At 68.6% G+C, this 12,357-nt stretch carries 12 protein-coding genes; 6 read left to right on the forward strand and 6 right to left on the reverse strand.

Annotated features, from left to right (window positions below; all coding sequences use genetic code 11):
• Positions 1-58: 58 nt before the first annotated feature.
• Positions 59-1,141 (reverse strand): inositol-3-phosphate synthase, encoded by a 1,083-nt coding sequence (locus ACZ49B_RS15760; RefSeq protein ID WP_468305684.1) that lies wholly within the window; start codon positions 1,139-1,141, stop codon positions 59-61.
• 49 nt (positions 1,142-1,190) lie between these two features.
• Positions 1,191-1,793 carry a PadR family transcriptional regulator gene (locus tag ACZ49B_RS15765; protein WP_468305685.1) on the reverse strand — a complete coding sequence of 201 codons (603 nt, stop codon included), beginning with the start codon at positions 1,791-1,793 and terminating at the stop codon, positions 1,191-1,193.
• A 273-nt stretch (positions 1,794-2,066) separates the two neighbouring features.
• Here ACZ49B_RS15765 and ACZ49B_RS15770 point away from each other — a divergent pair, with 273 nt between their 5' ends.
• Both ACZ49B_RS15770 and ACZ49B_RS15775 read left to right on the forward strand, forming a co-directional pair.
• Positions 2,067-4,664 (forward strand): transglycosylase domain-containing protein, encoded by a 2,598-nt coding sequence (locus ACZ49B_RS15770; protein ID WP_468305687.1) that lies wholly within the window; start codon positions 2,067-2,069, stop codon positions 4,662-4,664.
• 85 nt (positions 4,665-4,749) lie between these two features.
• Positions 4,750-6,210: a glycosyltransferase family 87 protein gene (locus ACZ49B_RS15775; RefSeq protein WP_468305689.1), complete on the forward strand. Its 1,461-nt coding sequence runs from the start codon at positions 4,750-4,752 to the stop codon at positions 6,208-6,210.
• 4 nt (positions 6,211-6,214) lie between these two features.
• On the opposite strand, the gene ACZ49B_RS15780 is transcribed toward ACZ49B_RS15775, so the two are convergent.
• The 3 genes from ACZ49B_RS15780 to ACZ49B_RS15790 form a co-directional block, all read right to left on the reverse strand.
• Positions 6,215-7,246 (reverse strand): alanine racemase, encoded by a 1,032-nt coding sequence (locus ACZ49B_RS15780; RefSeq protein ID WP_468305692.1) that lies wholly within the window; start codon positions 7,244-7,246, stop codon positions 6,215-6,217.
• A gap of 69 nt (positions 7,247-7,315) precedes the next feature.
• The gene (locus ACZ49B_RS15785; protein WP_030153200.1) at positions 7,316-8,434 is read right to left on the reverse strand and encodes a lipid II:glycine glycyltransferase FemX; all 1,119 of its coding nucleotides are present in this window, start codon (positions 8,432-8,434) and stop codon (positions 7,316-7,318) included.
• A gap of 131 nt (positions 8,435-8,565) precedes the next feature.
• Positions 8,566-8,880 (reverse strand): hypothetical protein, encoded by a 315-nt coding sequence (locus ACZ49B_RS15790; protein WP_366105189.1) that lies wholly within the window; start codon positions 8,878-8,880, stop codon positions 8,566-8,568.
• Positions 8,881-9,127: 247 nt separating this feature from the next.
• Between ACZ49B_RS15790 and rpsF the strand changes: the two genes are divergently transcribed.
• From rpsF to rplI, 4 genes are all read left to right on the forward strand, one after another.
• Positions 9,128-9,418, forward strand: coding sequence for a 30S ribosomal protein S6 (gene rpsF, locus ACZ49B_RS15795; RefSeq protein ID WP_004950685.1), 291 nt, complete (start codon positions 9,128-9,130; stop codon positions 9,416-9,418).
• 73 nt (positions 9,419-9,491) lie between these two features.
• Positions 9,492-10,085: a single-stranded DNA-binding protein gene (locus tag ACZ49B_RS15800; RefSeq protein ID WP_468305697.1), complete on the forward strand. Its 594-nt coding sequence runs from the start codon at positions 9,492-9,494 to the stop codon at positions 10,083-10,085.
• Between the two features lie 43 nt (positions 10,086-10,128).
• On the forward strand, positions 10,129-10,365 hold the full coding sequence (gene rpsR / locus ACZ49B_RS15805) for a 30S ribosomal protein S18 (RefSeq protein ID WP_005315025.1): 237 nt from the start codon (positions 10,129-10,131) through the stop codon (positions 10,363-10,365).
• Between the two features lie 18 nt (positions 10,366-10,383).
• Positions 10,384-10,830 carry a 50S ribosomal protein L9 gene (gene rplI, locus ACZ49B_RS15810; RefSeq protein ID WP_030292603.1) on the forward strand — a complete coding sequence of 149 codons (447 nt, stop codon included), beginning with the start codon at positions 10,384-10,386 and terminating at the stop codon, positions 10,828-10,830.
• A 149-nt stretch (positions 10,831-10,979) separates the two neighbouring features.
• Here rplI and ACZ49B_RS15815 read toward each other — a convergent pair whose 3' ends face one another.
• Entirely contained in the window at positions 10,980-12,317 is a 1,338-nt protein-coding gene (locus ACZ49B_RS15815) for an MATE family efflux transporter (RefSeq protein ID WP_468305699.1), read from the reverse strand.
• Between the last annotated feature and the right edge of the window lie 40 nt (positions 12,318-12,357).

A 12,357-nucleotide genomic window follows, 5' to 3' on the forward strand; every position in this document is an offset into this window, starting at 1 on the left:
GGACCCTCCGCGGAAGAACAGCCGAAGACCAGGTGTCCGAAGACCCTTGGAGTGCGACTTAGCGCTCGACCTCGCCCTTGATGAACTTCTCGACGTTGGCCAGGGCCTCGTCGTCGAAGTACTGCACCGGCGGGGACTTCATGAAGTAGCTCGAGGCCGACAGGATCGGGCCGCCGATGCCGCGGTCCTTGGCGATCTTCGCGGCGCGCAGGGCGTCGATGATGACACCGGCGGAGTTCGGGGAGTCCCACACCTCGAGCTTGTACTCCAGGTTCAGCGGGACGTCGCCGAAGGCGCGGCCTTCGAGGCGGACGTAGGCCCACTTGCGGTCGTCGAGCCACGCGACGTAGTCGGACGGGCCGATGTGGACGTTCTTCTCGCCGAGCTCACGGTCGGGGATCTGCGAGGTGACGGCCTGCGTCTTGGAGATCTTCTTCGACTCGAGGCGGTCGCGCTCGAGCATGTTCTTGAAGTCCATGTTGCCGCCGACGTTGAGCTGCATGGTGCGCTCGAGACGGACACCGCGGTCTTCGAACAGCTTCGCCATCACGCGGTGCGTGATGGTGGCGCCGACCTGCGACTTGATGTCGTCGCCGACGATCGGGACACCGGCCTCGGTGAACTTGTCCGCCCACTCCTTGGTGCCGGCGATGAAGACCGGGAGGGCGTTGACGAACGCGACCTTGGCGTCGATGGCGCACTGGGCGTAGAACTTCGCCGCGGCCTCGGAGCCGACGGGCAGGTAGCAGATCAGGACGTCGACTTCGCGGTCCTTGAGGATCTGGACCACGTCGACCGGGGTCTCGGCGGACTCCTCGATCGTCATGCGGTAGTACTTGCCCAGGCCGTCCAGGGTGTGGCCGCGCTGCACGGTCACGCCCTTGTTGGGGACGTCGCAGATCTTGATGGTGTTGTTCTCGCTGGCGCCGATGGCGTCCGAGAGGTCGAGGCCGACCTTCTTCGCGTCGACGTCGAACGCGGCGACGAACTCGATGTCACGCACGTGGTAGTCGCCGAACTGGACGTGCATCAGACCGGGGACCTTGGCCGCCGGGTCGGCGTCCTTGTAGTACTCGACGCCCTGCACCAGCGAGGCGGCGCAGTTGCCCACGCCGACGATGGCTACGCGAACCGAACCCATTCCGGTTGCTCCCTGTTTGTTCTCGGACGAGGCCTGCGAGATGCAGGCCTCACTTTGCAGTTTCGTCGGGCGGACCGGGTCGCATCTGATCCCGTCCCGCCCGCTCACTCTCGATGAGCTCGTTCAGCCAGCGCACTTCGCGCTCCACGGACTCCATACCGTGCCGCTGCAGCTCAAGCGTGTAGTCGTCGAGGCGCTCCCGCGTACGCGCGAGTGAGGCGCGCATCTTCTCCAAGCGCTCCTCGAGCCGGCTGCGACGGCCCTCCAAGACCCGCATGCGCACTTCCCGCTCGGTTTGACCGAAGAAGGCGAAGCGGGCGGCGAAGGACTCGTCCTCCCAGGCATCGGGGCCCGTGTGGGCCAGGAGCTCCTCGAAGTGCTCCTTACCTGCAGCCGTCAACCGGTAGACGATCTTGGCTCGGCGCCCTGAGAGTGAAGTGGCGAGAGCGTCTTCCGGGGCGTTGCCCGGTTCTTCGATCAACCAGCCGTTGGCGACCAACGTCTTGAGGCAGGGGTAGAGCGTTCCGTAACTGAACGCCCGGAACACCCCCAGCGACGTGTTGAGCCGCTTGCGGAGCTCGTACCCGTGCATGGGGGATTCGCGAAGGAGGCCGAGGACGGCGAACTCGAGGATGCCTGAGCGCCTGCTCATCCGCCTGCCTCCTTCGCCCCTGAGTATTTATGCCGAGCTGATGTATCGGCTCGATACATCCAGACGATAGAACGGGCCGTCTTCGGCGACAAGGGGTGAGGTGGTGACCGGCGTCACATCACCAATTCGTACCAGGCGAGTTGCCTGATTTGGGGTGAACTTCGGCACTGTTCGGGTTTTGAGCGTGCGTAGTCTGTGGGCCATGACAACGGGGGGAACCGGAATTCACCTGCCGCTTCCAGGCCACTCGCCTGCCCGAGGAGTAGTCGTTCGATGAGCGAGCACCGCCGCAAACCGCCGCAGCCCGAGGGTGGCGGTCGTGCCGCGGCCCGCCGGGCCGCCCAGCAGCGCCCTGGCCGGGGCGCCGGGCCCGCACGTGACGTCCCCACGGCGTCACCCAGCGGACCGTACGCAGAGCCGCCCGGCCACGGCGGCCGTGCCGGGGCGCGCCGGGCCGCCCCCCGTGGATCCGGAGGCCGCGGACGCGCCGCCGGCCCCGCCGGTCGCGGTTCGGGCCGCCCGGACAAGCGGCTGATCAACTACCCGCGCTCCGACAAGGCGGGCTGGAATCGCTTCGTGCCGTCCTGGAAGCTGGTCTCCGGCACCGCCCTCGGCTTCTTCGCGATCATCACGGCAGGGGCCGGCATCGGCATCGCGTCGGTGAACACGCCCGACGCGAACAAGGCGGCCCAGGCGCAGAACAACGTCTTCTACTGGCAAGACGGCAGCCAGATGGTGGCCACCGGCGGTTCGATGAACCGGCAGATCGTGCCCATCGACAAGATCCCCAAGTCGATGCAGAACGCCGTGATCGCCGCCGAGAACGAGTCGTTCGAGACGGACAAGGGCGTCGACCCGATGGGCGTCGCCCGAGCCGTGTGGAACATGGCCAAGGGCGGCTCCACCCAGGGCGGCTCGACCATCACCCAGCAGTACGTGAAGAACACGTACCTGGACTCCGACCAGACGCTCAAGCGCAAGGCCACCGAGCTCTTCATCTCGATAAAGCTGGGCGTGTCCGAGGAGAAGGACACGATCCTCGCGGGCTACCTCAACACCGCCTACTACGGCCGTGACGCCTACGGCATCCAGGCGGCCGCGCGGGCCTACTTCGGCAAGGACTGCGTGGACCTCACGCCCTCCGAGAGTGCCTTCCTCGCCTCCGTGCTCAAGGGCCCCAACCTCTACAACCCGGACGGCGGCATCGGTGCCGCGGCAACCCCGGAGAAGAACACCGAGCGGGCCAAGGAGCGCTGGGCCTGGGTCCTGGACCGCGAGGTCGCGGTGAAGCGGATGCCGAAGTCCGAGCGGGACCAGTACAAGGAGTTCCCCAAGCTCGTCGACTCCGAGCAGGCCCGCGGCCTGTCCGGGCAGACCGGCTACCTGGTCGAGACGGCCAAGCAGTACGTGATGAAGGTCACTGGCATCACGGCCGACGAGATGGCCCGCGGCGGCTACCAGATCAAGACCACCTTCCAGAAGCCGAGGGTGGACGCACTGGTCAAGGCCGTCGAGGACACCCGCAACGACTTCCTGGACGAGAAGGCCCGGCCCGAGTACGACACCTTCGTGCAGTTCGGCGCGGCCTCCGTGGACGTGAAGACCGGGGCGATCGTGGCCCTGTACGGCGGCCCGGGCATGGACAAGAAGTACTTCAGCAACAACGCCAACACCATCGGCGTCCCGGTCGGATCGACCTGGAAGCCGTACGTCCTGGCGGCCGCGATGCAGTACGGCACCCAGAACTCGGACGGCCGAGGCATCTCGGCCGACAGCAAGTACAACGCGAACGACCTGACCGTGATCAACAACCGCGACGGCAAGCCGCTGCGGGACGCGTCCGGCAAGCCGTTCAAGCAGAAGAACGAGAGCACCTACCCCTACGGATACGTCACCCTCAACGAGGCGATGGAGAAGTCCATCAACGTGCCGTTCGCGCAGCTCGTCTTCGACGTCGGCCACAGCAAGGTCCGGGAGGTCGCCGAGTCCACGGGCATCCTCAAGGACTCGATGAACCCGAACAACGACGCCTCGTTCGCCCTCGGCACCTCGACCCCGAGCGCCATCCGCATGGCCGACTCCTACGCCACCTTCGCCGCCTCCGGCACCCACCGCGAGCCGTTCTCCGTGACCCGTGTCGAAAAGGACGGCAAGGAGCTGCCCGGCTTCGGCGCCCCCAAGGAGCAGCGGGCGATGGACAACGCCATCGCCGACAACATCACCAAGGTCCTGCAGAACGTCGTCGAGAACGGCACCGGCACCAAGGTCAGGAAGCTCGGCTTCAACCGGCCCGCCGCCGGCAAGACCGGAACCACCGACCAGAACAAGTCGGCCTGGTTCGTCGGCTACACCCCGGAGCTGTCGACCTCGGTCGCCCTGTTCCGCACCGACCCGAACTCGGCGGACAAGAAGCTGATCTCCATGAACGGCGTGGGCGGTGTCGACTCCATCCACGGTGGCGACATCCCGGCCGCGATCTGGACCGAATACATGAAGGAAGCCCTCAAGGGCACCCCGGTCAAGGAATTCCCGGAGGCCGACAAGATCGGCGTCACCGCGGACGCCTCCGGTGCCCCCTCGCCGAGCCCCTCCTTCTCCCCGTCGCCGTCCCCGTCGATGCCCTCGCCCTCGGCGAGCTCCTCGCCGCCGGTCTCGCCGACCCCGTCGAAGGGCGGCAAGCCGTCCTGCAAGCCGTGGGAGCTGTACTGCATCCCGGACACCAGCGGCGGCACCAACAGCGGAAGCACCACCGGCGGCAGCACCAACGGCGGCGCCGGCGGATCCACCGGATCGCCGTCTCCGACGCCGTCGGGCAAACCGGGCCGCCCGGGCGGCACCAGCTGGGGGACCACGGTGGGGACCTCGGGCTGACCCGCTCCCCCTGCTCCGACGAGGGCCGTCGCACCCGGTGCGGCGGCCCTCCCGCATGTCCGGCCCCGTACGGCAGGATGAGCGCATGACCAAGGTGCACGAGGAACGGCCCGTACTGCCCACCCAGCAGGACGAGGTCGCCGCGGCCGGCAGCGAGTTCCTCGGCGGCCCGATGGGCCGCTACGCCCGGCTGGGCGGCCACTGGCTGACCCCGGTGCGCGTCGTGGTCCTCGTCGCCCTCGGGCTGTTCGCGCTCGGCATGGTGCAGAAGCTGCCCTGCTACGACTGGGCGTGGTTCCGCGGAGCCGGCTCGCAGTACACCCACGCCTGCTACTCCGACATCCCGCACCTCTTCGCCGTACGCGGCTTCGCCGACGGACTCACCCCCTACTTCGACCGGCTCCCCGGCGACATGGAGTACCTGGAGTACCCGGTGCTCACCGGGCTCTTCATGGAGGTCGCCTCCTGGCTGACCCCCGGCGGCGGCTCCATGCAGCACCGCGAGCAGATGTACTGGATGGTCAACGCGGGGATGCTGATGGCCTGCGCAGCGGTCATCGCCGTGTGCGTCGCGCGCACCCACCACCGCCGGCCCTGGGACGCGCTGCTCTTCGCCCTGGCGCCCGCCTACGCGCTCACCGCGACGATCAACTGGGACCTGCTGGCCATCGCCCTGACCGCCGCGGGCATGCTCATGTGGTCCCGCGGCCGGACCGTGCTCTTCGGCGTCTTCATCGGCCTGGCCACCGCGGCCAAGCTGTATCCCGTCCTGCTGCTCGGCGTGCTGTTCGTGCTGTGCTGGCGGGCCGGGAAGTGGCGGGCGTTCGGCTCCGCCCTCCTCGGCGCGGTCGTCTCCTGGCTGGTGGTGAACCTGCCGGTCATGATCTACGCCTGGGACGGCTGGAAGAAGTTCTACACGTTCAGCCAGGAACGCCCGATCGACTTCGGGTCCGTGTGGCTGCTCATCTCCCAGCGCTCCGGGAACCCCCTGCACGACGCCAACACGTACGCGACGGGCCTGACGCTGCTGCTGTGCGCGGGCATCGGAGCGCTCACGCTGACGGCCCCCCGCCGCCCCCGCTTCGCCCAGCTGGCGTTCCTGGTCGTGGCCGCCTTCATCCTGGCCAACAAGGTCTACTCGCCGCAGTACGTGCTGTGGCTCATCCCGCTGGCGGCGCTGGCCCGGCCGCGCTGGCGGGACTTCCTGATCTGGCAGGCCGGCGAGGTCGTGTACTTCCTCGGGATCTGGCTGTACCTCGCCTACACGACGAGCGGGGACAAGCACCAGGGCCTGCCCGTGGAGGGCTACCAGCTGGCGATCGCCGCCCACCTGCTGGCGACCCTCTACCTGTGTGCGGTGGTCGTGCGCGACATCCTGATGCCCGAGCGGGACGTCGTACGCCGCGACGGATCGGACGATCCGTCCGGCGGGGTCCTGGACGGGGCCGAGGACGTGTTCGCCCTGTCCGACGCCGCGAGGGCGCCGCAGGATGCGGCGCCCTCGGAGGGACAGCGGGTCGATTGGGGCATGGCCCGCAAGGACTGACCGGTCAGGCGTCGAGCACCCGGTCGAACTGCGTGGTGGTGTGGCGCAGGTGCGCCACCAGCTCGTCGCCGACCTTCGGCTCGGGGGCGTCCGACGGCACGAACAGGATCGACACCTGCATGTGCGGGGGCTCCGCGAACCAGCGCTGCTTGCCCGCCCACACGAACGGCGACAGGTTCCGGTTCACGGTGGCCAGGCCGGCCCGGGCCACGCCCTTGGCGCGCGGCATCACGCCGTGCAGGGCCTTGGGGGCCTCCAGGCCCACCCCGTGCGAGGTACCGCCGGCGACCACGACCAGCCAGCCGTCGGAAGCCGCCTTCTGCTGCCGGTAGCCGAACCGGTCGCCCTTGGCGATGCGCGTGACGTCCAGGACGGCGCCCCGGTACTCGGTCGCCTCGTGGTCGCCCAGCCACAGCCGGGTGCCGATCCGCGCCCGGAAGCGGGTCTGCGGGAACTGCTGCTGCAGCCGCGCCAGCTCCTCGGCCCGCAGGTGGCTGACGAACATGGTGTGCAGCGGAAGCCGGGCCGCGCGCAGCCGGTCCATCCAGCCGATGACCTCCTCGACGGCGTCGGAGCCGTCCGGGCGGTCCAGCGGCAGGTGCAGGGCGAAGCCCTCCAGCCGCACGTCCTCGATCGCCGCGTGCAGCTGGCCCAGGTCCTGCTCGGAGATGCCGTGGCGGCGCATCGAGCTCATGCACTCGATGACCACGCGGGCGCCGACGAGGCCGCGGACCCCGTCCAGCGAGGACACCGAGCGGATCACCCGGTCCGGCAGCGGCACCGGCTCCTCGCCCCGCCGGAACGGGGTGAGGACGAGCAGGTCGCCGCCGAAGAAGTCCTTGATGCTGGCGGCCTCGTACGTGGTCCCGACGGCAAGGACGTCGGCGCCCAGACGGGTGGCCTCCTCGCACAGCCGCTCGTGGCCGAAGCCGTAGCCGTTGCCCTTGCAGACCGGGATCATCCCGGGGAACTGGTCCTGGACCTGCTTCTGGTGCGCACGCCAGCGCGCGGTGTCGACGTAGAGCGTGAGCGCCATGCCCGTCCGGAGCCTCTCTCGAAAAGCTGCAAGGTGCAGCGGTGCGGTGTGTGGGGATGCGGCAGGGGGTCAGCGGCGCGACATGTAGATGTCGAGCGCCTTGTGCAGCATCTTGTTGAGCGGGAAGTCCCACTCGCCGACGTACTCGACGGCCTCGCCGCCCGTACCGACCTTGAACTGGATCAGGCCGAACAGGTGGTCGTTCTCGTCCAGCGTGTCACTGATCCCGCGCAGGTCGTAGACGCTGGCACCGAGCGCGTACGAATCGCGCAGCATGCGCCACTGCATCGCGTTCGAGGGCCGCACCTCGCGCTTGTGGTTGGCGGATGCGCCGTACGAGTACCAGACGTGCTGGCCGACGGTGAGCATCGTGGCGGCGGCCAGCGGCTCCCCCTCGTGCTTCGCGATGTAGAGCCGCATCCGGTTCGGGTCCTCGGAGTTGAGGGCCGTCCACTGGCGCTGGAAGTAGCTGAGCGGGCGCGGGCGGAACTTGTCGCGCTCGGCCGTGATCTCGTACAGCTCCTGCCAGACCGGCAGGTCCTCGTAGCCGCCCTGGACGACCTCGACGCCGGCCTTCTCGGCCTTCTTGATGTTGCGGCGCCACAGCTGGTTGAAGCCCTTGAGGACGTCGTCCAGCGAGCGGTTGGCGAGCGGCACCTGGAAGACGTAGCGGGGCTGCACGTCGCCGAAGCCGGCGCCGCCGTCCTCGCCCTGCTGCCAGCCCATGCGGCGCAGCTTGTCGGACACCTCGAAGGCGCGGGGCTCGATGTGCGAGGCCTCCACGTCCCGCAGGCGCTTGACCTCGGGGTCCTGGATTCCGGCCTTGATGGCGGCGGAGTTCCAGCGGCGGATGACGACGGGCGGACCCATCTTCACGGTGAAGGCGCCCTGGCGCTTGAGGTGGGCCAGCATCGGCTGGAGCCACTCCTCCAGGTTCGGGGCGTACCAGTTGATGACCGGGCCCTCGGGAAGGTACGCGAGGTACCGCTTCACCTTGGGCAGCTGGCGGTACAACACGAGGGCGGCACCGACCAGTTCGTCGTTCTGGTCGAACCAACCGAGGTTCTCGGAGCGCCACTCGTTCTTCACGTCGGCCCACGCCGGGACCTGGCAGTGGCTAGCCGAGGGCAGGCTCTGGAGGTATCCCAGATGCTGCTCTCGGCTGATGGTCCTCAGGGACAGGCTCATGCGGGGCGTCTCCTCCGGCGGCTTCGCTGGCTATGGCGCGAAGCCTACTGCGACAAGGGCGCCACCCATCTGGGGGACGGGCCGGACCCGGGCCGGTGAGTGGCCGGCGCCCTGTCGCCGAGGTGCCCCGGTCAGCCCGCCCAGCCGCCGAAGAGACCGCCGTGCGCCATGCCGAGGTAGAAGCCCACGGCCGCTGCGCCAAGCCCGATGATCAGTGCGAAGCGCTCGCGTGTCGTCTCCGAGATGAATTGTCCGTACGCGCCGGTGAGGATGCCGACGAGTCCGGTCCACGAGCTCAGCAGGTGCAGATTGTCGAAGAACCCCGTGATGAACGCCACGATGCCGAGCACCACCGTGGCCACCATGAGGGTGTCCTGGAGCGGATGGGGCTTGCCGTCGGTCGCGAGGAGCGAGATGGAGGACTTGGGTTGCATGGCCTGTGCCATCGGAAGGCACCTCCTGGCTGAAGCAGAGCGGTGCACGGGCGCCTCCGGCAGGGGCCGGGGGCATAGCACCGAGCACACCCGATGAATACACAGTGTGGCCTCATCCCGTCGGATTTCAACCGGAAGGAGTCGAGCAGGTAGTCTGTACAGCTGCGCGGTGTCTGCTCACAGACGCCGTGCGCACGCATCACGACCCTCCTGCCACGGAACGACCGTGGCCGCTGAGTCCAAAGGAGGTGGGTTCCACATGCGTCACTACGAAGTGATGGTCATCCTCGACCCCGATCTCGAGGAGCGCGCTGTCTCCCCGCTGATCGAGAACTTCCTCTCCGTCGTCCGTGAGGGCAACGGAAAGGTCGAGAAGGTCGACACCTGGGGCCGTCGTCGTCTCGCTTACGAGATCAAGAAGAAGCCCGAGGGCATCTACTCGGTCATCGACCTTCAGGCCGAGCCTGCGGTCGTCAAGGAGCTTGACCGACAGATGAACCTGAACGAGTCGGTTCTCCGGACCAAGGTCCTCCGCCCCGAGACCCACTGAACTTCGGTTCAGCGGTAATCGGGACCGAGTAGCACAGCAGCCCAGCAGCAAATCCCCGCCGAGAGGTTCATCCATGGCAGGCGAGACCGTCATCACGGTCGTCGGCAATCTCGTCGACGACCCCGAGCTGCGCTTCACCCCCTCGGGTGCGGCGGTCGCGAAGTTCCGTGTCGCGTCCACCCCCCGCACCTTCGACCGTCAGACCAACGAGTGGAAGGACGGCGAGAGCCTGTTCCTGACCTGCTCGGTGTGGCGGCAGGCGGCCGAGAACGTCGCCGAGTCCCTTCAGCGGGGCATGCGCGTCATCGTGCAGGGCCGGCTGAGGCAGCGGTCGTACGAGGACCGTGAGGGTGTCAAGCGCACGGTCTACGAGCTGGACGTCGAGGAAGTCGGCCCCAGCCTGAAGAACGCCACGGCCAAGGTCACCAAGACCACCGGCCGCGGTGGCCAGGGTGGATACGGCGGCGGCGGCCAGCAGCAGGGCGGCGGCGGTGGCTGGGGCGGAGCCCCCAGCGGCGGCGCCCCGCAGGGCGGCGGAGCTCCCTCCGACGACCCGTGGGCGTCCAGCGCACCGGCCGGCGGCCAGCAGCAGCAGGGCGGCGGGGGTGGCTGGGGCGGAAGCTCCGGCGGCTCCAACGGTGGCTACTCGGACGAGCCTCCCTTCTAGGGAAGCTCGCATCCCCACTTCTTGATCACACAGGAGAGACACAATGGCGAAGCCGCCTGTGCGCAAGCCTAAGAAGAAGGTCTGCGCGTTCTGCAAGGACAAGACCGCGTACGTGGACTACAAGGACACGAACATGCTGCGGAAGTTCATTTCCGACCGCGGCAAGATCCGTGCCCGCCGCGTTACCGGCAACTGCACGCAGCACCAGCGTGACGTCGCCACGGCCGTGAAGAACAGCCGTGAGATGGCGCTGCTGCCCTACACGTCCACCGCGCGATAAGGAAAGGGTGACCGACTAATGAAGATCATCCTGACCCACGAGGTTTCTGGCCTCGGTGCCGCCGGCGATGTCGTCGACGTCAAGGACGGTTACGCTCGCAACTACCTGGTCCCGCGTGGTTTCGCGATCCGCTGGACCAAGGGTGGCGAGAAGGACGTGGCGCAGATCCGCCGCGCCCGCAAGATCCACGAGATCGCGACCATCGAGCAGGCCAACGAGGTCAAGGCCAAGCTCGAGGGCACGAAGGTCCGTCTGGCCACCCGCTCGGGTGACGCCGGCCGTCTCTTCGGCTCCGTGACCCCGGCCGACATCGCCACGGCGATCGAGGCTTCCGGTGGTCCGAAGGTCGACAAGCGCCGCGTCGAGCTGGCTGCCCCGATCAAGACCCTCGGTTCGTACCAGGTCTCCGTGCGTCTGCACGCCGAGGTCGCTGCGAACGTGGGCGTCGAGGTCGTCGCCGCCTAAGTGCTGCACGCGAAGGGCCGCACCCCTGTGGGGTGCGGCCCTTCGCCGTTGTCGGGAGCTTCCGGCCGATGTTTCACGTGAAACATGCCGCGGAGCGTGCCGTGAGCAATCCATGTTTCACGTGAAACATGGGCTCGTGGATCAGCGGATCAGCGGGTCGCGCCCGCCACCAGCCACCGGCCGGAGCGCGCACGCAGCTGGAGGGTGGCCATCCGGACCAGCATCATCACGGTCATGGCCCACCAGAGCGTGGTCAGACCGCCTCCGACGATCGGGACGAGCAGTGCCACCGGGGTGAATGCGGCCAGCGTCACGAGCATCGCCCAGGCCAGGTAGCGGCCGTCTCCCGCGCCCATGAGGACCCCGTCGAGCACGAACACGATGCCGGCCACCGGCTGGCAGAGTGCCACGACCAGCAGGGCGGGCAACAGGGCGTCCTCGACCGCCGGGTCGCCGGTGAAGAGCGGGATGAACAGCGGGCGGGCCGCGATCACCAAAGCGCCCAGGACGATCCCCGAGGCGATGCCCCACTGCACCACGCGGCGGCAGACGGCCTTGGCGCCCTCGGTATCGCCGGCGCCCAGGTAGCGGCCGATGATGGCCTGCCCGGCGATGGCGATCGCGTCGAGAGCGAAGGCGAGCAGGTTCCACAGGGAGAGCAGTATCTGGTGGGCTGCGATGTCCGCGTCGCCGAGCCGTGCGGCCACGGCAGTGGCGATCATCAGGACGGCGCGCAGCGACAAGGTGCGCACCAGCAGCGGCACGCCGGCCTGGGCGCAGGCCCGGATGCCCGCGGAGTCGGGGCGCAGGGAGGCGCCGTGCCGGCGGGCTCCGCGGATCACCACCGCGAGGTAGGCGCCGGCCATGGCGCACTGGGCGATCACGGTGCCCCAGGCGGAACCGGCGATGCCGAAGCCCGCGCCGTACACGAGGGCGCCGTTCAGGCCCGCGTTGAGGGCGAAGCCCCCGACGGCGACGTAGAGCGGGGTACGGGTGTCCTGGAGGCCGCGGATGACACCGGTGGCGGCGAGCACCATCAGCATGGCCGGAATGCCCAGGGCGGAGATCCGCAGGTAGGTGACCGCGTACGGGGCCACGGTGTCGGAGGCTCCGAAGAGGGAGATCAGCCAGGGCGCCGTGGGGAGCACGACGGCGACGACGGCGGCCCCGATCAGGAGGGCGAGCCAGATGCCGTCCATGCCCTGCCGGATGGCTGCCGGGAGGTCCCCCGCGCCGACCCGGCGGGAGACGGCCGCGGTGGTGGCGTAGGCGAGGAAGACGAAGACGCTGACGGCGGTGGTGAGCAGGGCGGCGGCGATGCCGAGGCCGGCCAGTTGGGGGGTGCCGAGGTGCCCCACGATGGCGCTGTCCGCCATCACGAACAGGGGTTCGGCGACGAGGGCGCCGAAAGCCGGGACGGCGAGCGCGAGTATCTCGCGGTCATGCCGTCTCGGGGCAGCCTTCAGCGGCGCGAGGGCCTGTGTCATGCGCTCAATCTAATCTTCCACAGGTAATAGACGCAACTAC

This window comes from Streptomyces sp. NPDC031132 (assembly GCF_055570595.1).